This is a genomic window from Saccharopolyspora endophytica (genome assembly GCF_018070075.1).
Taxonomy (GTDB): Bacteria; Actinomycetota; Actinomycetes; order Mycobacteriales; family Pseudonocardiaceae; genus Saccharopolyspora; species Saccharopolyspora endophytica.
This window is the reverse complement of record NZ_JAGPXE010000002.1, coordinates 742,616-768,022: the sequence shown is the minus strand read 5'-3', so window position 1 is coordinate 768,022 and position 25,407 is coordinate 742,616. Positions and strand designations below refer to the sequence as shown.

The following is a 25,407-nucleotide window of genomic DNA, read 5'->3' as shown; positions in this document are numbered from 1 at the left end:
ATCACTGGTCAGGGGCATAAAAGAACACTAACCAAAACAGTCCACTGTTGAGTTCTCAAAGAACACACCCACACCATCGCCACAACCCATTTCACAGGGCCGCAAACTCCGGGGAGTCATTTCCTCGTTCGCGCTTTCGCTGTAGTGAAGACTAGCAGGCCCTTTTTTCGGTCTCACCGGGGGGGTAACCCTTATCCGGTGCCGCCGAATGCGGCTCGCTATTCTGCCCGGCAGCTTACCAAGCGCTATTTTCAATCAAAGAACAGGGTGGAAAACCGCGTCCGCATCCCCAAGCCGATTGGCTTGCTTTTACTTTCTCGATTTCCCGGTCGGGGCGCCCACTCTACCATCCGGAGACAGGAGCTTGGTTCGCAACCCCGCATCAGGCCCGGCCCGGTTTTCCCGGCCCGTGTCGCTCTGACTTGGAATAAGTTACACGGTCCGTTTCGCGGGGGTCAAACCGGGGGGGTGTTGAAGCGAAACGGGGCGCGAACCCGCAGGTCAGCGCCCCGTTCCAGTGCTCGTGTCAGCTCAGGACCTTGGCCCCCGCGGTGTGGCGCTTGCCGCGACGGACGACCACCCAGCGACCGTGCAGCAGGTCCTCCTGGCTCGGAGCCCAGTCCTCGTCCGCGATCTTGACGTTGTTGACGTACGCGCCGCCCTCCTTGATGGTGCGTCGCGCAGCCCCCTTGCCGTTGACCAGACCGGTTTCGACGAGCAGGTCGACGATCGTCGGCCCGTCCGCCAGGCGCACCTCGGCCTGCGGGACGGCGGCCATGGCGGAGTCCAGGGTCGCCTCGTCGAGCTCGGCGATCTCCCCGCGCCCGAACAGCGCCTGGCTCGCGGCGATCACCTTGCGGGTCTGGTCCTCGCCGTGCACCAACGTGGTCAGCTCCTCGGCGAGCCGCTTCTGCCCGGCGCGCAGCTGCGGGCGCTCGGCCGTGGTCTTCTCCAGCTCCTCGATCTCCTCGCGGTCGAGGAAGGTGAACAGGCGCAAGTAGCTGGGCACATCGGCGTCGGCGGCGTTCACGAAGTACTGGTACCAGGCGTAGGGCGAGGTCAGCGACGGGTCGAGCCAGACGTTCCCGCCACCCGTGGACTTGCCGAACTTGCGGCCCTCGGAGTCGGTGACCAGCGGCAGCGTCAGCGCGTGGGCCGCCGCGCTCTCCTGCTTCCGGATCAGGTCCACCCCGGCGATGATGTTGCCCCACTGATCGGACCCGCCGAGCTGCAACGTGGTGCCGTGCTTGCGGTAGAGCTGCACGAAGTCGTTGGCCTGCAACAGCATGTAGCTGAACTCGGTGTAGGAGATGCCGTCGGTCTCCAGCCGGCGCTTGACCGTCTCGCGCGCCAGCATCGTGTTCACCGAGAAGTGCTTGCCGACGTCGCGCAGGAACGCGGTGACCGACAGGTCGGCGGTCCAGTCCGCGTTGTTGGCCATGACCGCGCCGGTCGGCGAGTCGTCGAAGTCGACGAACGTCGACAGCTGGCCGTGGATCTTCCCGGTCCACTCGGCGACCGTGCTCTCGTCGTGCAGGTTGCGCTCGCCGACGTCGCGCGGATCACCGATCAGACCGGTCGCCCCGCCCGCCAGCACCACGGGCCGGTGGCCCGCCTGCTGGAACCGGCGCAACGTCAGCATCGGGATCAGGTGGCCGGCGTGCAGGCTCGGCGCGGTCGGGTCGAAACCCGCATAGAGAGTGAGCGGCCCGGTGTCCAGGTCTCGGCGCAGCGCGTCGAGGTCGGTGGATTGCGCGATCAGTCCGCGCCAGGCCAGCTCGTCAAGGATGTGCTCACTCACGCAGTCCAGTTTCGCTCATCCCCGCAAACCGGTTTACGTCCGGGCTCGGGTCCGGCGTCGGCCGCCACGCCGGTAGGCGCTGACGGACTCCGAACCGTCGACCCACGACCGCCACGGCAGGTCCATGGCGGCGGCGACGCCGACGCGGGGGCCGCTGCGGATGTCGTCCTCGGCGACCTGCGCGCCGTCGTAGAGGCGCACCGGCGAATCCGGCGAGGTCAGGTCGACGCCGTTGTGCTCGCGGGTGATGCCGAGAACGCCCGCGAGCCGAGCCGGACCGCTGGCCAGCTGGGCGTCCTTGCGGGCGGCGGGCTTCCGGCTGCGAGCGAGCTCGCTGCCGGTGGTGATCTCCCCGGCGCGCAGCAGAACCGCGCCGGGGACACCGTCTGTCATGCACACCACGTTGATGCAGAAGTGCATCCCGTAGACGAAGTAGACGTAGAGGTGGCCGGCGGGGCCGAACATGACCGAGTTGCGCTCGGTCCGGCCCCGGTAGCAGTGCGACGCCGGATCATCGGTGCCCCGGTAGGCCTCCACCTCGACCAGGCGCACGCCGACCTCGCCCTCGGGGCTGCTGGACCGCAGTTCGCAGCCCAGCAGCCGACGCGCGACCCACAGCGGGTCGCGGGCCAGCTCGTCGCTCGTCACCTGGTCCACGCTCAGCACCCTACCGGGCGCGCGCTGCCGTTGATCACTCCGACAGCCACCCTCGGTGCTCGTCGACGGCCGCCACGACCTGCTTGCGCTGCTCGGCCACCCGGCTCGGCGCGGTCCCGCCGTGCGAATCGCGGGACTCGATGGAGCCCGAGACCGTCAGCACCTCGCGGACCTGCGGGGTCAGCGCCGGGTGAGCCGCGGTCAGCTCGGCGTCGGTGAGCTCGTCCAGGCCGACTCCGCGGGTCTCGGCGGTGCGCACGCACTCCCCCGACGCCTCGTGGGCGACGCGGAACGGGACTCCCTGGCGCACCAGCCACTCCGCGATGTCGGTGGCGAGGGTGAACCCGGCGGGCGCGAGCTCGGCCATCCGCTCGGTGTGGAAGGTCAGCGTGCCGAGCATGCCGCTCATCGCCGGCAGCAGCAGGTCCAGCTGCTCGACGGAGTCGAAGACCGGCTCCTTGTCCTCCTGCAGGTCCCGGTTGTACGCCAGCGGGAGGGCCTTGAGCGTGCTCAGCAGACCCGAGAGGTTGCCGATGAGCCGACCGGACTTGCCCCGGGCGAGCTCGGCGACGTCGGGGTTCTTCTTCTGCGGCATGATCGAGCTGCCGGTGGCCCAGGCGTCGTCGAGGGTGATGTAGCCGAACTCGGCGGTGTTCCAGATGATCACCTCTTCGGCGATCCGGGAGAGGTTGACCCCGAGCATGGCCAGGCAGAACGCGGCCTCGGCGGCGAAGTCGCGGGACGCGGTGCCGTCGATGGAGTTGTCCGTGGCGCCGCGGAAGCCCAGGTCGGCGGCGATGGCCTGCGGGTCCAGGCTCAGCGAGGACCCGGCCAGCGCACCCGAGCCGTAGGGCGAGTAGGCGGTGCGGGCGTCCCAGTCGCGGATGCGGGAGACGTCGCGCAGCAGCGCCTGGCAGTGCGCGAGCAGGTGGTGCCCGAGCAGCACAGGCTGGGCGTGCTGCAGGTGGGTGCGGCCCGGCAGCACCGCGTCCGGGTGCGCGGCGGCCTGCCCGGCGAGCGCGTCGACGACGTCGAGCACGCCTGCGGCGATGCGCCGGGCGGCGTCGCGCAGCCACATCCGGAACAGGGTGGCGACCTGGTCGTTGCGGGAGCGACCGGCGCGCAGCTTGCCGCCGAGGTCGGCGCCGACGCGTTCCAGCAGGCCGCGTTCGAGGGCGGTGTGCACGTCCTCGTCGTCGATGACCGGGGTGAAGGCTCCGGATTCGACGTCGGCGGCGAGGGTGTCGAGCCCGGCGAGCATCGCGTCGAGCTCGTCCTGGGTCAGCAGCCCGGCGCGGTGGAGGACGCGGGCGTGGGCGCGCGATCCGGCGATGTCGTAGGGCGCCAGTCGCCAGTCGAAGTGCGTCGACAGGCTCAGCGCGGCCATCGCCTCGGCCGGACCGGAGGCGAACCGGCCGCCCCAGAGCTTGGTGGGCTCACTGCCTTGCTGCGTCACGTTCGGTTCCTCGGTGCTTTCTCGGTTGGCTTCCGGGCAGTTCTGCTGTCGAACCGCCCGCGTTCAATGTCCCTCGTGCCCGGACAGCTCGGACCAGCCTGCCCTACGCCTCATCCTCGACGTGGAGGCCGCCCGCTGCCATCGCGGTGAAGCGCTCGGCGAGCTCGTGCCCGGTCAGCGGCTCGCGGGCGACGATCATGACCGTGTCGTCACCCGCTATCGAGCCCACGACCTCGGTGAGCGCCGCGCGATCGATGGCGCTGGCCAGGAACTGGGCAGCGCCCGGCGGGGTGCGCAGGACGGTGAGGTTGCCCGCTCCGTCTGCACCGGCCAGCAGCTCGCCGAGCAGCCGGCTCAGGCGCGAGGTGCCGCCCTGGACGCCTCGGACCGGGCTGCCGTCCTCCGGGATGACGTAGACCGCCGCCCCGCCGTCCGGGCCGCGCAGCTTGACGGCGCCGAGCTCGTCGAGGTCCCTCGACAGCGTGGCCTGGGTGACCTCGATGCCGGCGTCGCCGAGCAGCTTGGCCAGCTCGGTCTGGCTGCGGATGTCCATCGAGGACACGAGTTCGACGATGCGCGCCTGCCGCGCGACTCGGGTCGTGCTCACGATCGTCGCACCAGCCAGGACAGCAGGGCCTTCTGGGCGTGCAGCCGGTTCTCGGCCTCGTCGAACACCGCGCTGGCGGGTCCGTCGAGCACGTCGTCGGTGATCTCCAGCCCGCGGTGCGCGGGCAGGCAGTGCAACACGCTCGTGTCGGACTTGCCGGTGGCGCCCAGCAGCTCGGCGTTGACCTGGTACGGGCGGAACGGGCTCACCCGGTCCTTGCCGTCGTTCTCCTGGCCCATCGAGGTCCACGCGTCGGTGACCAGCACGTCGGCGCCCTCGACGGAGCCCTGCGGGGTGTTGTGCAGCTCGACGGAACCGCCGGTCTCGGCCGCGCGCTTGCGCGCCGCTTCCAGCACCCACTCGGCGGGCCGGAAGCCCTCGGGGGCGCCGATCCGCACGTGCATGCCCGCGGTGACACCACCGACCAGCAGCGAGTGCGCCATGTTGTTGGCGCCGTCGCCGAGGTAGGTCAGGGTCAGCCCGGCGAGCTTGCCGTGGCGTTCGCGGATGGTCTGCAGGTCGGCGAGCACCTGGCAGGGGTGGAACTCGTCGGTGAGCGCGTTGATCACCGGCCCGCGCGAGGCCGAGGCCATGGCGTCGATGCGCGCCTGGGCGAAGGTCCGCCACACGACGGCGTCGACGTAGCGGGACAGCACGCGCGAGGTGTCCTCGATGGTCTCCTCGCGACCGAGCTGCATCATCCGCCCGTCCACCACGATCGGCTGTCCGCCGAGCTGGTGGATGCCGACCTCGAAGGAGAGGCGGGTCCGGGTGGAGTTCTTCTCGAAGAGCACCGCGATCGACTTGCCCTTGAGCACGTCGGAGCCGAGCGGATCGGCCTTGAGCGCATCGGCGAGGTCGAGGACCTCGGCCTGCTCGTCGGGCGTGAGGTCGTCGTCGCGGAGGAAGTGCCGGGACATCTCAGTTCTCCTTCTCGTGCGGGACACCCGCACCCGGTCGGACGGATGAGCGCGAAAGTGCAGTGTTGCTCATCAGCCCTCCGAAGCAGCGTTGAGCAGTTCGGGGAGGTCGGTGAGCAGTCGCTGCACCTGCTCACCGCGCACCACCAGCGGCGGGCACAGCCGGATGGCGTCCGGCTGGATGGGGTTGACCAGGTATCCGCGTTCCTGCGCGGCGGCCGCGACCTTGGCGGCGACGGCTTCGGTGAGCCCGATGGCGACCAGCAGCCCGGCCCCGCGGACCTCGCGGACCAGCGGGTGGCCGAGCGCCTGCACACCGCTGACGAGGTCCTTGCCGACCTGCTCGACGTGGTCGAGCAGCCCTTCGGAGGCGATGGTGTCGAGCACCGCCAGAGCCGCCGCGCACACGATCGGGTTACCGCCGAAGGTGGTGCCGTGCTGACCGGGGTGCAGCAGGTCGGCGGCGCTTCCGATGCCGATGCAGGCGCCGATCGGCAGACCGCCGCCGAGGCCCTTCGCCAGGGTGATCACATCGGGCGTGACGCCCTCGCGCTGGAAGGCGAACCACGAGCCGGTGCGGCCGATGCCGGTCTGCACCTCGTCGAGGACCAGCAGCGCACCGTTGCGGGACGCGATCTCGCGGGCGGCGCGCAGGTATCCCTCGGGCGGGACGACGACGCCGTTCTCGCCCTGGATCGGCTCCAGGAACACCGCGGCCGTGTTGTCGTCCACTTCGGACTCCAGCGCGGCGACGTCGCCGTAGGGCACGTGCACGACACCGGCGGGCATCGGCGCGAACGGCTCCTGCTTGGCGGGCTGGCCGGTCAGTGCGAGCGCGCCCATGGTGCGGCCGTGGAAGCCGCCCTGGGTGGCGACGATCTTGGGACGTCCGGTGAGCCGGGCGATCTTGAACGCCGCCTCGTTGGCCTCCGCACCGGAGTTGCAGAACAGCACGCGCCCTTGGCCGGCCACCCCGGCGAGCTCCAGCAGCCGCTCGGCCAGCGTCAGGCCGAGCTCGTGCACGTAGAGGTTGGAGACGTGGCCCAGCTTGGCGACCTGCTCGGACACCGCCTGGACGATCGCGGGGTGGGCGTGGCCGAGGGCGTTGACGGCGATCCCGCTGACGAAGTCCAGGTAGGTCTTGCCGTCGGCGTCGGTCAGCTCGGCACCGGACCCGCTGACGAAGGTCAGCTTCGGGGTGCCGTAGTTGTCCATCATGGACGCCTGCCAGCGCTGCATCCCGGTCGCGTTGGTCGTCATGCGTCCTCCGTGTTCTTGCGGGACACCCGCACCCGGTCGGCCGACATGAGCGCGGGAAGCGGAATCGTCACTCATGCGTCCTCCGATTCGACGGGGAACACCATGGTTCCCACTCCGGCACTGGTGAAGACTTCGAGCAGGACCGAATGCGCCAGCCGCCCGTCGATGACGTGGGCGCGCGGCACTCCCCCGCGCACGGCGCGCAGGCAGGCCTCCATCTTGGGAACCATCCCGGAGGCCAGTCCCGGCAGCAGCTCCGCGAGCTGGTCCACGTCGAGCCTGCTGACCAGCGATGACTTGTCCGGCCAGTTGGTGTAGAGACCTTCGACGTCGGTGAGCACCACGAGCTTCTCGGCGCCGAGCGCGACCGCCAGCGCACCGGCGGCGGTGTCGGCGTTGACGTTGTGCACCACGCCGTCGGCGTCGGGGGCGACGGTGGACACCACCGGGATGCGGCCGGCGTTGATCAGGTCGAGCACGGCGTCGGGGTTGACGTCGACGACGTCGCCGACCAGGCCGACGTCGACCGCTTCGCCGTCGACGGTGGCGGTGCGGCGGGCCGCGGTGAACAGCCGCGCGTCCTCGCCGGACATGCCGACCGCGTACGGCCCGTGCTGGTTGATCAGGCCGACGAGCTCGCGCCCGACCTGCCCGAACAGCACCATCCGGACGACGTCCATCGTCTCCGGCGAGGTCACGCGCAACCCGCCGCGGAACTCGCCCTCCATGCCGAGACGGTCGAGCATCGAGGTGATCTGCGGACCGCCGCCGTGCACCACGACGGGGCGCAGGCCCGCGAGCCGCAGGAACACCATGTCCTGCGCGAACGCGGCCTTAAGCTCGTCGTCGATCATGGCGTTGCCGCCGTACTTGATCACCACGGTGGCGCCGTTGAAGCGCTGCAACCACGGGAGCGCTTCGACGAGGACGCTGGCCTTCTCGGCCGCGGTGGCCAGCCGATCGCTGGTGTCACTGGTCATGAGGAGTACGCGCTGTTCTCTTCGACGTAGTCGTGGGAGAGGTCGGTGGACAGGATCGTGGCGGCGTGCTCGCCGAGGTGCAGATCGATGACGATCTCGATCTGCCGCCCGGACAGGTCGGCCTCGCTGCGGTCGCGTGCGGTGGCGCCGTCGGCGTAGAGCGTGACGCCGTTGGTGGCGATCTCGACCTTGTCCACGTCGATCTCGGCCTGCGCGCGGCCCAGCGCCATGGCGACGCGGCCCCAGTTCGGGTCGGAGCCGAACATGGCGGTCTTGACCAGGTTGTCCTCGGCGACGATCCGGCCGATGGTCACCGCGTCGGCTTCGCTGACGGCACCGCGCACGGTGATGTCGATGGTCTTGGTGGCGCCTTCGGCGTCGTCCTGGAGCTGGCGCACCAGGTCCTGGCAGACGGTGGTGAGCAGCGCGGTGAACTCCTCCTGGGAGGCTTCGACGCCCGAGGCACCGGAGGCCATCACCAGCACGGTGTCGTTGGTGGAGGTGCCGCCGTCGACGTCGAGCCGGTCGAAGGTCACCCGGGTCGCCGCCCGCAGCGCTTCGTCGAGATCGGCGCCGCTGATCATCACGTCGGTGGTGATGACGCTGAGCATGGTGGCCATGTTCGGCGCGAGCATGCCCGCGCCCTTGGCGAACCCGCCGATCGACCAGCCGTTCTCGTGCGCGCGGTGGGCCTGCTTGGCCTTGCTGTCGGTGGTCAGCACGGCGGTCGCGGCGTCCAGACCGGACTGCTCACCCGCGTCGAGGGCCTTGGCGGCGGTGTCGACGCCGGGCAGCAGCGCGTCCATCGGCAGCCGCTCACCGATCAGGCCGGTCGAGCAGACCGCGACCTCGATCGCTCCGGCGCCGAGGACGTCGGCGACCTTCTCCGCGGTGGCGTGGGTGTCCTGGAAACCGCCCGGCCCGGTGCAGGCGTTGGCGCAACCGGAGTTGAGCACGATCGCGCGCAGCTTGCGCTCCTGCAGCACCTGCTGCGACCACAGCACCGGCGCGGCCTTGACCTTGTTGGTGGTGAACACGCCGGCCGCCGACTGCTGCGGACCGTCGTTGACCACGAGTGCGAGATCGCGCGCGCCCGCTGCCTTGATGCCTGCGGCGACCCCCGCCGCCCGGAAACCGGCGGGACCGGTCACGCTCATGTCTTCTCCTCGGTTCTGGTGGCGGGACTCACGGCGCGAGGCCGGCGGTGGGCAGTCCGGTGGTCTCGGGCAGGCCGAGGGCGAGGTTCATGCACTGCACGGCGCCGCCCGCGGTGCCCTTGGTGAGGTTGTCCTCGGCACCGACCACGACCAGCCGACCGGCGTCGGGATCGACGGTGACCTGCAGGTGCACGGTGTTGGCGCCGAGCGTCGCCGAAGTCTGCGGCCAGGCTGCCTCGGGCAGGACGTGGACGAACGGCTCGTCGCCGTAGGCGTCGAGGTAGACCTTGCGGGCGGCTGCGCTGTCGACGTCGCCGCGCAGCGGTGCCGAGCAGGTGGCGAGGATGCCGCGCGCCATCGGCGCCAGCACGGGCGTGAAGGAGACCTTGACCTTCTCCCCCGCCGCGGCGCTGAGGTTCTGGATCATCTCCGGGGTGTGCCGGTGGGCGCCACCGACGCCGTAGACGCTGGCCGAGCCCATGACCTCGGCCGAGAGCAGGTGCGGTTTGAGCGCGCGGCCCGCGCCGGAGGTGCCGGTCATCGCGGTGACCACGACGTCGGGTTCGACGATGCCCGCGGCCAGGGCGGGCACGACGGCCAGCGACGAGACGGTCGGGAAGCAACCGGCGACGGCGACCCGCTTGCTGCCGCGCAGCCGGTCGCGCGCGCCGGGGAGCTCGGGCACGCCGTAGGGCCAGGTGCCGGGGTGGTCGCCGCCGTACCAGCGGGTCCAGTCCTCGGCGTCGTTGAGGCGGTGATCGGCACCGCAGTCGACGACCACGACGTCCTCGCCGAGCTCGGCGGCGATCGCCGCGGAGTGGCCGTGGGGCAGCGCGAGGAACACGACGTCGTGGCCGCGCAGCTGCTCGGCGGTGGTCTCGGTGAGCTCGCGGTCGGCCAGGGGCAGCAGGTTGGGGTGGTGCTGACCGAGCTTGCTGCCCGCGTTGCCTCCCGCCGTCAGCGCGCCGATCTCGACCTCGGGGTGCGCCAGGAGCAGGCGGAGCAGTTCTCCGCCCGCGTAACCACTGGCACCCGCTACAGCAACCCTCACCGTCATACGGATGATTATGCACTGCTATGCAAAATCAATCAAACAGCTTTGCGGAACCGAGCCCAGTTTCCCACGTCACACCCCCGCCCGACCCGTGATGTCACGCCCGGACTCACACCCCTTCCCACCTGGGTTGACCGGCTTCCACTGAAGTCGGGGTCCCGATTTCAGTGGAAGCCGGGATGCCGATTTCCCACTGAAATCCGATCACGGGGTGCGGTGTCGGGGGCCGGTGGCAGGATCGGCGAGGTGGGTGAGGTCGCGGGGTTCCGGGAAGCGGCGTTGCGGCTGCTCGGCGAGCAGGCCGTGGCGGCGGACGCGCCCTCGATGCAGCGGTACATGAAGTCGGAGATGCCGTTCCTCGGCGTGCGCAAACCGGCGCGCGTGGGCATCGTCGACGAGCTGTGCCGGCGGTTCCCGTTCGCGACGCAGGAAGACCTCGTCGATTCCGCGCGAGCGCTCTGGCGGGAGGCCGGTTTCCGGGAGGAGCGCTACGTCGCCCTGTCGGTGACGGGACACCGGGCGCAGCGGGCTTTTCAGGACACCGGGATGCTCGGGCTCTACGAGGAGTTCGTGGTCACCGGGGCGTGGTGGGACTTCGTCGACGAGACCGCGAGCCGCCGCATCGGGCCGCTGCTGCTGAGCCACCCGGACGTCGTGCGCCCGATGCTGCTGCGCTGGTCGACCGACGAGGACCGCTGGCGCCGCCGCACGGCGATCATCGCCCAGCTGCGCGCCAAGGACCGCACCGACGTGGGGCTGCTGCGGCGGAGCATCGAGGCGAACCTCGCCGATCCGGACTTCTTCCTCCGCAAGGCGATCGGCTGGGCGCTGCGCGAGCACGCCAAGACCGACCCCGGCTGGGTCCGCGAGTTCGCCGAGAACCACGAGTTGTCCCCGCTCTCCCGACGCGAAGCCCTCCGCACCATCGACCGCTGACCGATCGCGATCATCTGCACGCGCCGACACCGCGGAATCACCCTGAACGGCGACATTTCCGGCTCGCGCGTTGACGCCGGGTAACTCCCGGGTCATCGAAGTTTCACAGCGCTTGCACAAGGTCACACGACGTGGACCCCCCTGTGGATTCGGTCGGTCCGGGAGGGCATCATCGAGTTCGATGACGATGATCCCGCCGCACCCGAACCTGGGGGCCCGCCACGGCCCGGCGCCGATCACGACGTCGTCCTGGGTCGGGCGGCAGGTGCTGTTACGTCGCGTCGCCGCTGCGGACAGGCGCATCCTGGCCGGTTTCGACCAGGACCCCACCCGCGCTCCGTACGTGCAGACCGACGGCTACCGCCACTGGGCCGCGCACCGCGCGAACCACCCGGACTCGCCGGACGACTTCCAGCTCGCCATCGAAACCCGCCGGGACCAGGTCCTCGTCGGCTCGATGTGCACCAGCCAGGCCGACGAACCGGGCGTGTTCAGCTACGGCGTCGGCATCGGCCCGATGCACCGGCGCCACGGCTACGCCGACGACGCGATCATCACGCTGCTCGCGGTCATGTTCGGCCGCCGCAAGTTCCGCAAGTGCCAGGTCGGCATCTACCAGGAGAACGTCGCCTCGCTGGCGCTGCACAGCAAGCTCGGCTTCCGCGAAGAAGGCCGCACGAGCGAACCGGACTCCCTCTCCGACGGGATGCTCCACCTCGTCATCATGGGCCTCACCGCCGAAGCCTTCACCGCCAAACACCTCCCCCGCAGCAACTGAGCACGCGAAAACGGCCCCGCTCGGAGATCTTCCGGGCGGGGCCGTTGTTCGGGTGTCTCAGGCGCGGAGGGTGGCTCCGAGGCGGTCTGCTGCGGACTTGACCGCTGCGTCCCTGGCCTCGGTGGCCTCCTCCTGCTTGAGGGTGCGGTCGGGGGCTCGGAAGCGCAGGGCCAGGGCCAGCGACTTCTTGCCCTCGTCGAGCTGCTCGCCCGCGTAGACGTCGAAGAGGCGGACGTCCTCCAGCAGCTCACCGCCGCCGGCGCGGACCGCCTCGACCACGTCGGAGGCCGCCGTCGAGGAGTCGACGACCAGCGCCACGTCCATCAGCACCGGCGGGTAGGCCGAGATGTTCGGGGCCGCGCGGCGCTCGACCAGCGGCAGCGCATCGAGGTCGAGCTCCATCGCGCTGGTGCGCTTGGGCAGGCCCAGGGTCTCGACGACCTTCGGGTGCAGCTCACCGGCGTGACCCACGACCGTCTCGCCGACCAGCAGCTCGGCGCAGCGACCCGGGTGCCACGGGGCGTGCTCGGCGTTGCGGACCGCCAGCTCGACACCGGCGGCCGACGCCACCACGCGAGCCGCCTGGATCGCGTCCGCCCAGTCGGCGGCGCGGCCCTTGCCCCACCAGCCGGCCAGCTCGCGCTGACCGGCCAGCACCGTCGCGACCCGCGTGGGCTGCGCGGGCAGGGCCGCCAGCAGCCCGGTGAGCTGCTCGTCGGTGGGACGACCGTCGACACCGACCTCCGGCACCGCCGGCTGGTCCGCCGACGGCTGGCTGATCTGTCCGATGTGGAACAGCGCGACGTCGCGGTGGCCTCGGGAGACGTTGCGCTGCAAGGTGTCCAGCAGGCCCGTCAGCAGCGTCGTGGTCAGCTGCGACTTGTCGCTCTCCAGCGCGTTGAGCACGCTCACCGTGCGGCGGCGCTCGTCGTCCTCGGCGAGGCCGAAGGCGTCGAGCATCTCGTCACCGGTGAACGGGAAGGGCAGCACCTCGACGTAACCGGCACCGGCCAGGGCACGCGACACCGCGCGCTTGCGGCGCTGCGCCGCCGACAGGCCGCGACCGGGCGGTGCGGAGGGCAGCACCGACGGGATCGTGTGGTAGCCCTCCAGCCGCAGCACCTCCTCGACCAGGTCGAACGGCTGCGTCAGGTCCGGACGCCAGGACGGCGGGGTCGCGGTGATCAGCCCGACGCCCTCGTCGGAGGTGCTCAGGTCGATCTTGCAGCCGATCTGGGTCAGCCGGCGCGCGGTCACGCCGCGCTCGTAGAGGACGCCGGCGACCTTGTCCGGCAGCGCCAGCGGCATCGTCACCGCAGCCGGGGCCTTCGGCTCGCCCACGTCGGTACGACCGGGTGCGATCGTGCCGTCGCCGTAGCGGACCAGCAGCTGCGCGGCGAGCTCGGCGGCCACCGGCGCCACCGCCGGGTCCACCGTGCGCTCGAAGCGCTTGCCCGCCTCGCTCGGCAGCTTGTGGCGGCGGATGGTGCGGGCGATGTTCGCCGGGTCCCAGTTCGCCGCCTCGATGAGCACGTCGTGCGTGCCGTCACCGATCTCGGTGCTCTCGCCACCCATGACACCCGCCAGCGACACCACGCCGGAGTCGTCGGCGATCACGATGTCGTCCGTGTCGAGCTCGCGGACCTGACCGTCCAGGGTGGTCAGCTTCTCGCCGCTCTCGGCGTGGCGGACGACCAGGTCACCGGTCACCTTCGAGGTGTCGAAGGCGTGCAGCGGCTGACCCAGCTCCAGCATCACGTAGTTGGTGACGTCCACCGACAGCGAGATCGAGCGGATGCCCGCCAGCGCCAGGCGACGGCGCATCCACCACGGGCTCGGTGCGGTCGGGTCCACGCCGGTGACCCGGCGCAGCACGAACCGCGAGCACGCCTGCGCGTCGCGCAGCTCCACGCCGCGCGAGGGCTTGTCGTCCTCCGGGACGGGGCGGGTGCCCGGGTCGCCGAACGGGACGTCGAGCGCGTTGGACAGCTCGCGGGCCAGCCCGCGCACCGAGAAGCAGTAGCCGCGGTCGGGCGTGATGGCCAGCTCGATGATCGAGTCGTCGAGACCGACCAGCTGCACCGCGTCGTCACCGGGGTCGGCCGAACCGGGCGGCAGCACCAGGATGCCGTCGTGGTCCTCGCCGAGCCCCAGCTCCTTGGCGGAGCAGATCATGCCCTCGCTGAGCTTGCCGTAGGTCTTGCGGGAGCTGATCTCGAAGTCGCCGGGCAGCACCGTGCCGGGCAGCGCGACGACGACCAGGTCGCCCTCGGAGAAGTTGCGGGCACCGCAGATGATGTTCTGCAGCTTCTGCTCGCCGTCTTCGGAGGCGCCGATCTCGACCTTGCAGTACCGGATCGGCTTCTTGAACTCGGTGAGTTCTTCGATCTCGGCGACTCGGCCGGCCACGAGCGGGCCGCGCACCTGCGTCAGGTGCTCGACCTCCTCGACCTCCAACCCGATCCGGATGAACGCCTCTGCCAGCGTCTCCGCGGTCGTCTCCTCGGGCAGCTCAAGGTGCTCGGCCAGCCAGGAAACCGGAATCCGCACTTGGTCAGGCCCTTCTCTCGTTCAGGTAAGTGATGTCGGGGACGGTCGTGATGGGTGGCTAGATGCCGAACGGCTCGGTGAAGCGGACGTCGCCTTCGACCATGTCGCGCATGTCCGGGATGCCGTTGCGGAACATCAGGGTCCGCTCGATCCCCATGCCGAAGGCGAAGCCGGTGTAGACCTCGGGGTCGACACCGCTGGCGCGCAGCACGTTGGGGTTGACCATGCCGCAGCCACCCCACTCGACCCAGCCGGCGCCGCCCTTCTTCTCCGGGAACCAGATGTCCATCTCGGCCGACGGCTCGGTGAAGGGGAAGTACGACGGCCGCAACCGGGTCGTGGACTCCGGGCCGAACATGGAGCGCGCGAAGGCGTCCAGGGTGCCCTTCAGGTGGGCCATGGTCAGGCCCTTGTCCACCGCCAGGCCCTCGACCTGGTTGAACACCGGGGTGTGGGTGGCGTCGAGCTCGTCGGTGCGGAACGTGCGCCCGGGGCAGACCACGTACACCGGCAGCTCGCGGTTGAGCAGCGCCCGGACCTGCGACGGCGAGGTGTGCGTGCGCAGCACCAGGCCGGAGTCCTCCGGAGCGACGTAGAACGTGTCCTGCATGGTTCGCGCCGGGTGGTCCTTGCCGAAGTTCAACGCGTCGAAGTTGAACCACTCGGCCTCCAGCTCGGGGCCTTCGGCGACCTCCCAGCCCATGGCCACGAAGGTGTCCTCGATCTGCTCGGCGAGCTGCGTGATCGGGTGCCGGGCGCCGGTGGCCACGCGGTCCCACGGCAGCGTCACGTCGACGGACTCCTCGCGGAGCACTCGCTCGTCGCGCTCGGCCTGCAGGACGGCGCGGCGCTCGTCGAAGGCGCCCTGGATGGCCTCGCGGGCCTGGTTGACGCGCTTGCCCGCCTCGGAACGCGCCTTCGGCGGCAGCGCTCCGATCTCGCGGCGCGCGGTCAGCAGCGGCGAGCGGTCACCGAGGTGAGCGGGCTTGACCGACGCCAGCTCGTCCAGATCGGCGGCGGCGACGAAGGCCTTCTTGGCCTCCTCGACCGCGGCGTCCAGCGTCTCCGGCGACAGCGCGGCGACCTCTTTCGGGTCGTACGAGTCGTTGGCTCCAGACATCGTTAGTGCGTGACTCCCGTTGATCCCACAGGCATCAACGCCCAGGTCCCTGTTCTGCCAGGTGGCTGGGCTTGCGAACCTGCTGAGGTTGCATACGACTCTTCGGTGCGAAGCCGCAAGCTGACATGGGCGATTCTATGCGACGGCGTCCACGGCGTTTCGCGGTGATCCGTCCCGCCCGAGCTCAGCGGTGCTGCGCACGCGCCGAGGAGTAGAGGCAGACGGCGGCGGCCGTGGCCAGGTTCAGGCTCTCCGCCTGACCGTAGAGCGGCACCCGCAGCGTCGTGTCCAGCTGGGCCTTGACCTCGTCGGACAGGCCGTGGGCCTCGCTGCCGAAGACCCACGCGGTCGGCTCGGCGAGCTCCCCCGCGCGGTCGGCGGTGTCGAGGTCACCGGCGGCGTAGCCGTCGGCGCCGACCAGCCGCAGCCCGGCGTCCCGGCATGCCGCCAGCACCGCGCTGACGTCGCGATCGCGAGCGATCGGCAGGTGGAACAGGCTGCCCGTCGAGGCGCGCACCGCCTTGCCGTTGTAGGCGTCGACGGTGTCACCGGCGAACAGCACCGCACCGGCCCCGGCCGCGTCGGACACGCGCACCACGGTTCCGGCGTTGCCCGGGTCGGCGATGCCGACCAGCACCGCCACCAGCTTCGGCCGCTGCGCCAGGGCGGCGACCGTCCCGGTGCGCGGCAGGTCGCAGACCGCCACGACGCCCTGCGGGGTGACCGTCTCGGACAGCGACGCGGCGGCCTTGTCGGTCACCTCGCGCACCGGTACGCCCGCCAGGACCGCCCGCTCGGCGAGCTCGGTGTGTCGCGGCTGCTCGGTGACGAACAGCTCTCGCACCCGCAGCCGGTCGTCGGCGTGCGCGGTCAGCGCCTCGCCCACGGCCTGCGCGCCCTCGGCGAGGAACGCACCGGCCTTCTCCCGGCCTGCGCGGCGGGTGAGCTTACGAGCGACCGCGACCCGGGACGATCGCTCGGTGAGCGGGGTCCCGGGTCGCGAATCGGAAGTGCTTTCGGCGATCAGGCCGCACTCTCCGGCAGGTTCTTGCGCGCCACGTCGACCAGCGCCTCGAAGGCCTGCGGGTCGTTGACGGCGAGCTCCGCCAGGATCTTGCGGTCGACCTCGACCTCAGCGGCCTTCAGGCCCTGCACGAACTTGTTGTAGCTCAGGCCGTGCTGCCGGGTCGCGGCGTTGATGCGGGTGATCCACAGCTTCCGGAACTCGCCCTTGCGGGCGCGGCGGTCCCGGTAGGAGTAGGTCATCGAGTGGAGCATCTGCTCCTTGGCCTTGCGGTACAGCCGGGAGCGCTGACCGCGGTAACCACGGGCCGACTCGAGAACTGTGCGGCGCTTCTTCTGGGCGTTGACCGCCCGCTTGACGCGTGCCACGGGGTCCGTCCTGTTATCTCATCAGGGGCGGCGGAATGACCGCCCAATGCGGGTGGCTGGATGGCGTGATGCCGGACTGCTGCTCCCTCACGGGCGCAACGGGGAAGTCGGCGTCAGCGACCCAGCAGCTTGTTGATGCGCTTGACGTCGGCCTTGGCGACCGCTTCGGTGCCTTCGAGGCGACGGGTGACACGGCTGGACTTCTTCTCCAGGATGTGCCGGCGACCGGCCTGCTCGCGCCGCAGCTTGCCCGAACCGGTCACCTTGAAGCGCTTCGAGGTGCCCTTGTGGGTCTTGTTCTTCGGCATCTTCCGTCCTCGTTTCGTACTGGAGCCGGGAGGGGGCGCGGCCAGCGTCCCGACCCGGCCTCACATCACGAGCCCTGGCGGCGGCGTAGAACTACGCGTTGGCCTTGGGCTTGGTCTTGTTGGTCTTGTGCGGCGCCAGAACCATGATCATGTTCCGACCGTCCTGCTTCGGGGTCGCTTCGATGAACCCGAGCTCGGAAACATCATCGGCCAGTCGCTGCAACAGGCGGAAGCCCAACTCGGGCCGCGACTGCTCGCGACCGCGGAACATGATCGTCACCTTGACCTTGTGACCCTGACCGAGGAAGCGGGACACGTGGCCCTTCTTCGTCTCGTAGTCGTGCGGGTCGATCTTCGGCCGGAGCTTCTGCTCCTTGATGACGGTCTGCTGCTGGTTGCGACGCGATTCGCGAGCCTTCTGCGCGCTCTCGTACTTGAACTTGCCGTAGTCCATGAGCTTGCAGACCGGCGGGCGCGCCTGCGGGGCGACCTCGACAAGGTCCAGATCCGCTTCCTGGGCCAGGCGCAGAGCGTCCTCGATGCGGACGATCCCGACCTGCTCACCGTTGGGTCCGACGAGTCGGACTTCCGGAACCCGGATGCGGTCATTGATGCGCGTCTCGGAGCTGATGGGGCCTCCTCGGTTCGATGGCTGTGTGTACTGCACACCACGGCGTGTAGAGCTCACCCCGGAATGCAAAGGTCCCGCCGGCTTCCGCTCATGCGGATACCGCGGGACCCTGACTCCAAACCGATCGAACCGGTATCAGCCGATACCGTTCGCACCACCGACGCCACACGGGACATCGACAGGACCGGAACCCGGCGGCCTCGGCGGCTGCTCGGGTGGGAGCGGGGCTCCACTTTGCCGCCCCCGCCGCAGCGGGGGCTGGTCGTGCGTGTCAGGGTAGCAGGCGTGAGCGAACCGCAGCCAACCACACCCCCGAACGACACGACCGGTGCCGGTGAACCGGCACACGACGCGGATATGGAGCTCAACGTACGCGAGCTCTCCGATGTTCCCAGCGTCGAGGTCATCAGCCGCGCTGCGGTGATGCTCATGTCCGCCGCCGCGGAGAAGCTCGGGCTCGCCGACGAGGAGCCCGACGCCACCCCGGTGCGCGACCTGGACGAGGCCCGCAGGCTGATCACCGGGCTCGCCGGCCTGATCACCGCCTCGGTCGAGTACCTCGGGCCGCACGCCGGTCCGCTGCGCGAGGGACTGCAGTCCCTGCAGCGCGCCTTCCGCGAGTACTCCAGCCACCCGGACGCCCCGGGTCAGGGACCGGGCGAGAAGTACACCGGCCCCGTCTACTGACGGTTGCCCAGCTCCCGGGAGACCTCCGCCGCCGTTCGGCGGAGATCCGGGAGCCAGCCGAGCAGGTCCTCCCAGGAGAGCAGGACCTTCGGCACCGAGATCGACATCGCCGCCACGGCATCCCCCCGGTGATTGCGCACGGGAGCGGCGATGCAGTGGGTGAACTCCTCGTGCTCGCTGCGGTCCACCGAGTACCCCTGCGCGCGCACGCGCTCCAGCTCCGCCAGGTAGCGCTCGGCCGAGTCGAGGGTGTTCGCGGTGAGCTTCGGGTAGGCGATCCGCTGCGCCAGGCGCTCGCGGCGCTGCTGCGAGAGGTCGGCGACGAGGACCTTGCCCACCGCCGTGCAGTGCAGCGGGGCGCGCCGGCCGATGCGGGAGTACATCCGGACCGGGTGGACGCTGTCGACCTTGTCGACGTAGACGACCTGGTCCTCGTCGAGGGTCGCCAGGTGGATCGTGTGCCCGGTGCGCTCCCCCAGCGCGTCGAGGAACGGCCGGGCGACGTCGCGCGCGTCCAGGTCGTCCAGCGCCTGGTGGGCGAGCGCGAACACGGCGCTGCCCAGCCGGTAGCGGTGGAGGTCCTCGCGGCGGACGAAGCGACCGCTCTCCAGCGTGCGCAGCAGGCGCATCGCGGTCGTCTTGTGCACGCCGAGCCGCTGGGCGAGACCGTCGAGCGTCTGCGGCCCTTCGGCCAGCGCGGTGAGCGCGGCCAGTCCGCGTTCCAGGCTCTGACTCACCGGCGTCTCCGATCATCGTTGACTCGACGAAGCGGGCAATGCTACACACCGGAGTCGTTCTTCGCGCAACATTCGTTGCAACATGCGCAATAGGAGGCCGGCAGTGCCCGCAGCAGGGATCAACACCGAAGCGATCCGCGCGTTGCGCGACGAGACCATCGACTGGCGGTTCAAGGGCATGCCGCCGACCGCGTCCGGCAAGACCGCCGGGGAGTTCCTGGCCGAGCGGCCGACGCTGTGGGAGGCCGGTTTCACCGGGCCGCTGCTGACCCTCGACGACGCCGCGATGGAGCACAACCTGCGCACCATGGCCGCCTGGTGCAACGAGCACGGCCTGCGGATCGCGCCGCACGGCAAGACCACGATGGCGCCCCGGCTCTTCGAGCGGCAGCTGGAGCACGGCGCGTGGGGCATCACCGCGGCCACCATCGGTCAGCTTCGCGTGTACCGGGCGTTCGGGGTCCAGCGGATCCTGCTCGCCAACGAGCTCGTCGACCCGCAGGGCCTGGCCTGGCTGTCCGCCGAGCTCGACGCCGACCCGGACTTCTCGTTCTGCTGCTACGCGGATTCGCTGCGCGGGGTCGAGCAGATGGCCTCCGCGCTGGCCGCGCACGGCGGGACCCGGCCGGTGGACGTCCTGGTGGAGTTCGGCGTCTCGGGCGGCCGGACCGGCGCGCGGACGGTGTCGCAGGCGCGCGCGGTCGCCGCGGCGGTGGCCGCCGAGCACCGGCTGCGCCTGGTCGGCGTGTCGGGCTACGAGGGCGAGGTGGCGCACGACATCGAGGAGTCCTCGCTGTCGGCCATCGACGACTACCTGGGCGAATTCCGGTCGCTGGTGGTGGAATTCGCCGAGGCCGGCTACTTCGACGGGCTGGACGAGGTCATCGTCAGCGCGGGCGGCAGCGCCTACTTCGACCAGGTCGCCGAGGCGCTGACCCAGCCGTGGCCGGAAGGGCTGCCGGTGGTGCCCGTGCTGCGCAGCGGCGGATACCTGCTGCACGACGACGGCTTCTACCGGGTGCGCTCGCCGTTCGGCCGCCCGCACCGGCTGGCCGGTGCGGAGTCGCCGTTCCGGCCGGCGATGCGGATCTGGGCGCAGGTCGTGTCGCAGCCGGAGGCCGACCTGGCGCTGCTCACGATGGGGCGCCGCGACGTCTCGTTCGACCAGGGACTGCCGGAACCGCAGGTGATCCGGGGCGCGGACGGCGAGATCCGCGAGCTCGCCGACGGCTCCTGCCACGTGTCAGGCCTGGCGGACCAGCACGCGTTCCTCGGGCTCACCGAGGCGGAGGTGCGCGTCGGCGACTGGATCGGCTTCGGCCTGTCGCACCCCTGCACGGTCTTCGACAAGTGGGCGCTGATCCCGGTGGTCGACGGCGAGCAGGTCACCGACCTCGTGCGCACCTACTTCTGACGCGTCCGCGGGTGGCGGTTCCGGTGGGAACCGCCACCCGCTCCAGGTCAGTCCAGGACTGCCAGGGCGTCGATCTCGCACAGCAGGCCGGCCGGGAGGCCGACGTAGACGGTCGTGCGAGCCGGGAAGGGCTCGCCGACGACGCGGGCGTAGACCTCGTTCATCTCGGCGAACTGCGAGGTGTCGGTGAGGTAGACGCGCAGCATCAGCACGTCCTGCAGCGATCCGCCCTCGGCCTCGATGATCGCGATGACGTTGCGCAGGCACTGCTCGGTCTGCTCGGCGACACCGCCCTCGACGACCTTGCCGGTCGCCGGGTCGACCGCGGTCTGGCCGGAGACCTGCAGGATGTTGCCCTTGCGCACGCCCTGCGACAGCGGGATGTTCGCCGGCGGCTTCGGTGCGGCGTCGGTGCTCACCACGGTCCTGCTCATGTCGGTGTCCTTCCACGGTTTTCGGCTTCGTGAAGCGGAATTTCGGCCGGAGCCGATCTTCATTGCTTTCACCGGGAATGGTACTTACCATTCGACCACCCGGTGCAGACCAAGTGCCCGGCGTGTGACCGGAGGAACGACTCCACCATGGACATCGTCTATCGCGGCGCGCGAGTCGTCGACGGCGACGGCGGCCCGGGGTTCGTCGCCGACGTCGGAGTCGACGAAGGACGCATCGCCGAGATCGCCGACGCGGGAACGCTGAGCGGACGCCGGCGCATCGACGCCGACGGGCTCGTGCTGGCACCCGGATTCGTCGACATGCACGCGCATTCGGACCTGCAGCTGCTGGCCGAACCGGACCACACCGCGAAGGTCTCCCAAGGCGTGACGCTGGAGGTCATCGGGCAGGACGGGCTGTCCTACGCCCCGGTCGACGACGGCACGCTGGAGACCCTGCGCGCGCAGCTGGCCGGCTGGAACGACGATCCACCGGGTTTCGACTGGAACTGGCGCAGCGTGGCCGAGTACCTCGACCGGCTCGACACCGGCATCGCCACCAACGCCGCCTACCTCGTCCCGCAGGGCACGCTGCGGCTGCTGTGCGCGGGCTACGACGACCGGCCGGTCACCGAGGACGAGCTGAACCGGATGCGGGAGGTCCTCGCCGATTCCCTCGCCGAAGGCGCTTTCGGCATGTCGTCCGGGCTGACCTACACGCCCGGGATGTACGCCGACACGGCGGAACTGGCCGCGTTGTGCGAGGTCGTGGCCTCCAGCGGCGGCTACTACAGCCCGCACCACCGCAGCTACGGCGCCGGTGCGCTCGCGGCCTACGAAGAGATGATCGAGGTCAGCCGGACCTCGGGGTGCCCGTTGCACCTGGCGCACGCGACGATGAACTTCGGCGTCAACGCCGGGAAGGCCGGCGAACTGCTGGCGATGCTCGACGCGGCGCTCGACACCGGCTGCGCCATCACCCTCGACACCTACCCGTACCTGCCGGGCAGCACCTCGCTGCACGCGCTGCTGCCGAGCTGGGCGATGGCGGGCGGCGTCACCGCGACCCTGGAGCGGTTGCGGGATCCCGCCCAGCGGCAGCGGATTCGCCAGGTGCTGGAGATCGAGGGCTCCGACGGCTGCCACGGCGTTGCGGTCGAGTGGGACGCCATCGAGATCAACGGTGTCCGCGAACCGGGCAACGCCCACCTCGTGGGTCGCAGCGTCGCCGAATCGGCGCAGGCCGCCGGGGCGCAGCCGACCGAGTTCTACTTCGACGTGCTCATCAGCGAGCAGCTGGGCGCGTCCTGCCTGATGCACGTCGGCCACGAGGACAACGTGCGGGCCATCATGCGCCACCGGACCCACACCGCGGGCAGCGACGGGCTGCTGGTCGGCGCGCGCCCGCACCCGCGCGCGTGGGGCACCTTCCCCCGCTACCTCGGCCACTACGTGCGCGAACTCGGCGTGCTGGGTTTGGAGGAGTGCGTGCGGAACATGACCTCGCGCCCCGCCGACCGGCTCGGGCTCACCGACCGGGGACGCGTCCGGGAAGGCCACGTCGCGGACCTGGTGCTGTTCGATCCCGGCACGGTCCGCGACACGGCGACCTTCGACGAGCCCCGGCAGCAGGCCGTCGGCATCCCGCACGTGCTGGTCAACGGCGTTCCGGTGATCGACGACGGCAATCGCACCGACGCCCTCCCCGGGCAGGCGCTGCGCAAGACCCGCTAGGAGCCGCCGAGAGAGGCGGCGTGAGCAGAGCAGTTCCTGAAAGCCCCCAGGAGGCACGGTGTTCTTGAACTGGTTGCAGCACGAGACGTCGGGGTTGCTCACGTTGTGCGCCGTGGGGATCGCGGTGCTGCTGGTGATGATCATCCGCTTCCGGATCGAGCCGTTCATCGCGCTGCTGGTGACAGGGCTGCTCATCGCGCTGGCCGCCGGGCTGCCCGTGGAGGACATCGTCGGCACCGCGCAGAAGAGCAGCGATTCCCTGCTCGAAGGCGGTTTCGCCAGCATCCTCGGCCACATCACCGCCATCATCGGACTCGGCACGATCCTCGGGTCCATGCTGGAGGCATCGGGTGGCGCGCAGCTGCTGACCCGCAAGCTCCTCGGGGCGTTCGGGGAGAACCGGGCTCCGCTGGCGATGGGGTTGTCCGGGCTGATCTTCGGGATCCCGGTGTTCTTCGACATCGGCATCTTCGTGCTCACGCCACTGGTCTACGTGGTGGCGCGGCAGGGCAAGCGCTCGATCCTGCTGTACTGCCTTCCGCTGGTGGCCGGGCTGTCGATGACCCACGCGTTCCTGCCGCCGCACCCCGGTCCCGTCGTGGCCGCGGGACTGCTGGGCGTGGACCTCGGGTGGATCATCCTGATGGGACTGGCCTGCGGGCTCCCGGCGTTCGTCGTGGCCGGCCTGCTCTACCCCGTGTGGATCGGCAAGCGGATCATCCTCCCGGTGCCCGCCGACATGCTCGCCGCCGCCGACGAGCTCGCCGCCAAGCGCGAGGGCCGGCGCGATCCGTCGCTCGGCGTGGTCGCGCTGATCATCGGCTTACCGATGGTGCTGATCCTCGGCGCCACCTTCGGCAGCATCACGTTGCCCGAGGGCAGCGGTGCGCTGTCGGTGCTGACGTTCCTCGGGAACCCGACCGTGGCGCTGACGATCGCCGTCCTGCTGTCGTTCTGGCTGCTGGGGACCCGGCGCGGGATGACCGGGCGGGACCTGTCCGAGCTGACCAGCGGTGCGCTGCGCCCGCTGGGAATGCTGCTGCTGGTGGTCGGCGCGGGTGGCTTCTTCGGCAAGGTGCTCGCCGAGACGGGCGTCGGGGACGCGCTGGCCGGGTCGTTGCAGGGCGTGGGGTTGCCGGTGATCGTGTCGGCCTACGTGATCAGCAGCGGGCTGCGGATCGCGCAGGGTTCGGCGACCGTGGCGATCGTGACCACCGGTGGGATCGTGGCCCCGCTGGTCGGTTCGGCCGGGCTGTCGCAGGCCCAGCTCGCGCTGATCGCGGTGGCGATCGCCGCCGGGTCGATCATCGCCTCGCACGTCAACGACGGCGGGTTCTGGATCATCTCGCGGTACTTCGGGATTCCCGTGAGCGACATGCTCAAGACCTGGACCGTCCTGGAGACCCTGCTGTCGCTGGTGGCCTTCGGCATGGCGGCCGGGATCTCGCTCCTGGTTCCGTGAGAGCACCACGTTCCCGTTCCCCGGGAGGCGATTTCGCGAAATCGCCACGGATGGTGAACCGTTTCGGGCCTAAGCGCCTATGGCGGCGGTCCGGTTAGGCCATTTTGGTCTGGTCCACCTGTGGTCACTGCGACAGACTTCGCTTCTGCCGTGTCGTCTAGCTGGGAGAACGTCGTGGGTGACAGCTCGTTTTCGCGTCGTGGGTTCTTGAGCGCGGTCGGAGCTCTGGGCATTGCCGGAGCGACCGTCGGCTGCGCCACCGCCGCCGGGAGGCAGGGCGCGGCCGCGCCGCACCAGGTGCACCAGGCGCACGCGGGCCTGATGACCTTCATCGGCAGCTACACCAGCTCGCAGCCCGCCGGCCGAGGCGTGGACATCGCGATGCGCGACATGAACGGGGTGCTCACGCCCTCCGGCACCCTCGACGGGATCGCCGACGCCTCGTTCTTCGCCTGGTCCCCCGACCACGAGTTCCTGTACGTGACCAACGAGCAGGAGCAGGGCTCGATCACCGCGATCGACGTGAGCACCCACGAACCCAAGGTGATCAACACCGCGCCCAGCGGTGGGAGCGCGCCGACCCACCTGTCGGTGCACCCGAGCGGGGAATTCCTGTTCACCGCGCACTACGGGGACGGCACGGTGGCGGTGCACCGGCGCAACCCCGACGGCAGCATCGGCGAGAACACCGCCCTGGTGAAGCACCCCGGGGCCGAGCCGCACGCGCACCAGGTCGTCGTCGACCCCAGCGGGAAGTGGGTCGTGACCGTCGACCTCGGCGCCGACTCGGTGTTCGTCCACGCCTTCGACGCCGGGAAGCTCACCCAGCACCAGCAGCTCCCGCTGCCCGCGGGCACCGGACCGCGGCACCTGGTGTTCAAGGGCACCACCGCCTACCTGCTGGCCGAGCTGAACTCCACGATCACCGTGCTCGCCTGGGATCCCGAGGCAGGCGCGCTCACCGCCGGGCAGGTCATCAGCAGCCGCGCGCCCGAGGCGACCGGGGAGAACTTCCCCGCCGAGATCGCGATCTCCCGGGACGGCCAGTTCGTCTACGCCTCCAACCGCGGCGACGACACCATCGCCACCTTCGGCGTGGAGAACGGGTCGCTGGTGTTCCAGGCCGTCACGCCCACCGGCGGGAACTGGCCCCGGCACTTCGCCCTGGACCCCGAGGAGACCTCGCTGTTCGTGGCCAACCAGCGCGCGGGCACGATCACCCGCCTGGCCCGCGACACCGAGACCGGCGCGCTGACCCCGACACCGGACAGCTACGCGTGCCCCTCGGTCGCGGTCATCACCTTCCACGGCTGATCCGTCCACACCGGACCG

At 70.4% G+C, this 25,407-nt stretch carries 24 protein-coding genes; 7 read left to right on the top strand and 17 right to left on the bottom strand.

Annotated features, from left to right (window positions below; genetic code table 11):
* Window positions 1–526: 526 nt before the first annotated feature.
* The 9 genes from tyrS to argC form a co-directional block, all read right to left on the bottom strand.
* A complete protein-coding gene (tyrS, locus tag KBO27_RS07610) occupies window positions 527–1,801 on the bottom strand; it encodes a tyrosine--tRNA ligase (RefSeq protein WP_210969196.1) in 1,275 nt (424 codons plus the stop codon).
* Between the two features lie 33 nt (window positions 1,802–1,834).
* Window positions 1,835–2,458, bottom strand: coding sequence for a DNA-3-methyladenine glycosylase (locus tag KBO27_RS07605; protein WP_210969195.1), 624 nt, complete (start codon window positions 2,456–2,458; stop codon window positions 1,835–1,837).
* Between the two features lie 34 nt (window positions 2,459–2,492).
* Window positions 2,493–3,914: an argininosuccinate lyase gene (gene argH / locus KBO27_RS07600; RefSeq protein WP_307870279.1), complete on the bottom strand. Its 1,422-nt coding sequence runs from the start codon at window positions 3,912–3,914 to the stop codon at window positions 2,493–2,495.
* Window positions 3,915–4,017: 103 nt separating this feature from the next.
* Window positions 4,018–4,521: an arginine repressor gene (locus tag KBO27_RS07595; protein ID WP_132675190.1), complete on the bottom strand. Its 504-nt coding sequence runs from the start codon at window positions 4,519–4,521 to the stop codon at window positions 4,018–4,020.
* A complete protein-coding gene (gene argF, locus KBO27_RS07590) occupies window positions 4,518–5,441 on the bottom strand; it encodes an ornithine carbamoyltransferase (protein WP_210969194.1) in 924 nt (307 codons plus the stop codon). Before argF ends, KBO27_RS07595 begins: the two co-directional genes overlap by 4 nt.
* A gap of 72 nt (window positions 5,442–5,513) precedes the next feature.
* Window positions 5,514–6,701, bottom strand: a complete 1,188-nt coding sequence (locus KBO27_RS07585; protein ID WP_210969193.1) for an acetylornithine transaminase — start codon at window positions 6,699–6,701, stop codon at window positions 5,514–5,516.
* A 71-nt stretch (window positions 6,702–6,772) separates the two neighbouring features.
* On the bottom strand, window positions 6,773–7,681 hold the full coding sequence (gene argB, locus KBO27_RS07580) for an acetylglutamate kinase (RefSeq protein ID WP_210969192.1): 909 nt from the start codon (window positions 7,679–7,681) through the stop codon (window positions 6,773–6,775).
* A complete protein-coding gene (gene argJ / locus KBO27_RS07575) occupies window positions 7,678–8,838 on the bottom strand; it encodes a bifunctional glutamate N-acetyltransferase/amino-acid acetyltransferase ArgJ (RefSeq protein WP_210969191.1) in 1,161 nt (386 codons plus the stop codon). The genes argB and argJ overlap by 4 nt, the downstream gene beginning before the upstream one ends.
* A gap of 28 nt (window positions 8,839–8,866) precedes the next feature.
* Window positions 8,867–9,895 carry an N-acetyl-gamma-glutamyl-phosphate reductase gene (gene argC, locus KBO27_RS07570; RefSeq protein ID WP_210969190.1) on the bottom strand — a complete coding sequence of 343 codons (1,029 nt, stop codon included), beginning with the start codon at window positions 9,893–9,895 and terminating at the stop codon, window positions 8,867–8,869.
* A 243-nt stretch (window positions 9,896–10,138) separates the two neighbouring features.
* Between argC and KBO27_RS07565 the strand changes: the two genes are divergently transcribed.
* Window positions 10,139–10,828: a DNA alkylation repair protein gene (locus KBO27_RS07565; protein WP_307870278.1), complete on the top strand. Its 690-nt coding sequence runs from the start codon at window positions 10,139–10,141 to the stop codon at window positions 10,826–10,828.
* Window positions 10,829–11,009: 181 nt separating this feature from the next.
* On the top strand, window positions 11,010–11,606 hold the full coding sequence (locus tag KBO27_RS07560) for a GNAT family N-acetyltransferase (protein ID WP_246536377.1): 597 nt from the start codon (window positions 11,010–11,012) through the stop codon (window positions 11,604–11,606).
* A gap of 57 nt (window positions 11,607–11,663) precedes the next feature.
* Here KBO27_RS07560 and pheT read toward each other — a convergent pair whose 3' ends face one another.
* The 6 genes from pheT to infC form a co-directional block, all read right to left on the bottom strand.
* Window positions 11,664–14,156, bottom strand: coding sequence for a phenylalanine--tRNA ligase subunit beta (gene pheT / locus KBO27_RS07555; protein WP_210969189.1), 2,493 nt, complete (start codon window positions 14,154–14,156; stop codon window positions 11,664–11,666).
* A gap of 58 nt (window positions 14,157–14,214) precedes the next feature.
* Window positions 14,215–15,276: a phenylalanine--tRNA ligase subunit alpha gene (pheS, locus tag KBO27_RS07550; RefSeq protein WP_210969188.1), complete on the bottom strand. Its 1,062-nt coding sequence runs from the start codon at window positions 15,274–15,276 to the stop codon at window positions 14,215–14,217.
* A gap of 184 nt (window positions 15,277–15,460) precedes the next feature.
* Window positions 15,461–16,300: a TrmH family RNA methyltransferase gene (locus tag KBO27_RS07545; protein WP_210969279.1), complete on the bottom strand. Its 840-nt coding sequence runs from the start codon at window positions 16,298–16,300 to the stop codon at window positions 15,461–15,463.
* Window positions 16,300–16,668: a 50S ribosomal protein L20 gene (gene rplT / locus KBO27_RS07540; protein ID WP_093415812.1), complete on the bottom strand. Its 369-nt coding sequence runs from the start codon at window positions 16,666–16,668 to the stop codon at window positions 16,300–16,302. Before rplT ends, KBO27_RS07545 begins: the two co-directional genes overlap by 1 nt.
* Window positions 16,669–16,781: 113 nt before the next feature.
* The gene (gene rpmI, locus KBO27_RS07535; protein ID WP_093415814.1) at window positions 16,782–16,976 is read right to left on the bottom strand and encodes a 50S ribosomal protein L35; all 195 of its coding nucleotides are present in this window, start codon (window positions 16,974–16,976) and stop codon (window positions 16,782–16,784) included.
* A gap of 91 nt (window positions 16,977–17,067) precedes the next feature.
* Window positions 17,068–17,643 (bottom strand): translation initiation factor IF-3, encoded by a 576-nt coding sequence (gene infC, locus KBO27_RS07530; RefSeq protein ID WP_132625053.1) that lies wholly within the window; start codon window positions 17,641–17,643, stop codon window positions 17,068–17,070.
* A gap of 321 nt (window positions 17,644–17,964) precedes the next feature.
* Between infC and KBO27_RS07525 the strand changes: the two genes are divergently transcribed.
* Entirely contained in the window at window positions 17,965–18,294 is a 330-nt protein-coding gene (locus KBO27_RS07525; RefSeq protein WP_210969278.1) for a DUF1844 domain-containing protein, read from the top strand.
* Here the strand turns inward: KBO27_RS07525 and KBO27_RS07520 are convergent.
* On the bottom strand, window positions 18,288–19,031 hold the full coding sequence (locus tag KBO27_RS07520; protein ID WP_210969187.1) for an IclR family transcriptional regulator: 744 nt from the start codon (window positions 19,029–19,031) through the stop codon (window positions 18,288–18,290). The genes KBO27_RS07525 and KBO27_RS07520 overlap by 7 nt on opposite strands.
* A 178-nt stretch (window positions 19,032–19,209) precedes the next feature.
* On the opposite strand from KBO27_RS07520, the gene KBO27_RS07515 reads away from it, so the two are divergent.
* On the top strand, window positions 19,210–20,445 hold the full coding sequence (locus KBO27_RS07515; protein ID WP_246536550.1) for an amino acid deaminase: 1,236 nt from the start codon (window positions 19,210–19,212) through the stop codon (window positions 20,443–20,445).
* 47 nt (window positions 20,446–20,492) lie between these two features.
* Here KBO27_RS07515 and KBO27_RS07510 read toward each other — a convergent pair whose 3' ends face one another.
* Window positions 20,493–20,879: a RidA family protein gene (locus KBO27_RS07510; RefSeq protein ID WP_132625049.1), complete on the bottom strand. Its 387-nt coding sequence runs from the start codon at window positions 20,877–20,879 to the stop codon at window positions 20,493–20,495.
* A 147-nt stretch (window positions 20,880–21,026) separates the two neighbouring features.
* Between KBO27_RS07510 and KBO27_RS07505 the strand changes: the two genes are divergently transcribed.
* The 3 genes from KBO27_RS07505 to KBO27_RS07495 all read left to right on the top strand — a co-directional run bounded on the left by KBO27_RS07505 (window position 21,027) and on the right by KBO27_RS07495 (window position 25,389).
* Window positions 21,027–22,613: an N-acyl-D-amino-acid deacylase family protein gene (locus KBO27_RS07505; RefSeq protein ID WP_210969185.1), complete on the top strand. Its 1,587-nt coding sequence runs from the start codon at window positions 21,027–21,029 to the stop codon at window positions 22,611–22,613.
* A 58-nt stretch (window positions 22,614–22,671) separates the two neighbouring features.
* Window positions 22,672–24,075 (top strand): GntP family permease, encoded by a 1,404-nt coding sequence (locus KBO27_RS07500; protein WP_210969184.1) that lies wholly within the window; start codon window positions 22,672–22,674, stop codon window positions 24,073–24,075.
* A gap of 207 nt (window positions 24,076–24,282) precedes the next feature.
* Window positions 24,283–25,389 (top strand): lactonase family protein, encoded by a 1,107-nt coding sequence (locus KBO27_RS07495; RefSeq protein WP_210969183.1) that lies wholly within the window; start codon window positions 24,283–24,285, stop codon window positions 25,387–25,389.
* The last annotated feature ends 18 nt before the right edge of the window (window positions 25,390–25,407 follow it).

Coding starts and splice junctions, on each gene's coding strand:
- pheS (WP_210969188.1), bottom strand. CDS start 15,276: ATGTCTGGAGCCAACGACTCGTACGACCCGAAAGAGGTCGCCGCGCTG.
- argB (WP_210969192.1), bottom strand. CDS start 7,681: ATGACCAGTGACACCAGCGATCGGCTGGCCACCGCGGCCGAGAAGGCC.
- argF (WP_210969194.1), bottom strand. CDS start 5,441: ATGTCCCGGCACTTCCTCCGCGACGACGACCTCACGCCCGACGAGCAG.
- KBO27_RS07510 (WP_132625049.1), bottom strand. CDS start 20,879: ATGAGCAGGACCGTGGTGAGCACCGACGCCGCACCGAAGCCGCCGGCG.
- KBO27_RS07505 (WP_210969185.1), top strand. CDS start 21,027: ATGGACATCGTCTATCGCGGCGCGCGAGTCGTCGACGGCGACGGCGGC.
- KBO27_RS07515 (WP_246536550.1), top strand. CDS start 19,210: ATGCCGCCGACCGCGTCCGGCAAGACCGCCGGGGAGTTCCTGGCCGAG.
- argC (WP_210969190.1), bottom strand. CDS start 9,895: ATGACGGTGAGGGTTGCTGTAGCGGGTGCCAGTGGTTACGCGGGCGGA.
- KBO27_RS07585 (WP_210969193.1), bottom strand. CDS start 6,701: ATGACGACCAACGCGACCGGGATGCAGCGCTGGCAGGCGTCCATGATG.
- KBO27_RS07560 (WP_246536377.1), top strand. CDS start 11,010: ATGACGATGATCCCGCCGCACCCGAACCTGGGGGCCCGCCACGGCCCG.
- rpmI (WP_093415814.1), bottom strand. CDS start 16,976: ATGCCGAAGAACAAGACCCACAAGGGCACCTCGAAGCGCTTCAAGGTG.
- argJ (WP_210969191.1), bottom strand. CDS start 8,838: ATGAGCGTGACCGGTCCCGCCGGTTTCCGGGCGGCGGGGGTCGCCGCA.
- KBO27_RS07525 (WP_210969278.1), top strand. CDS start 17,965: ATGGAGCTCAACGTACGCGAGCTCTCCGATGTTCCCAGCGTCGAGGTC.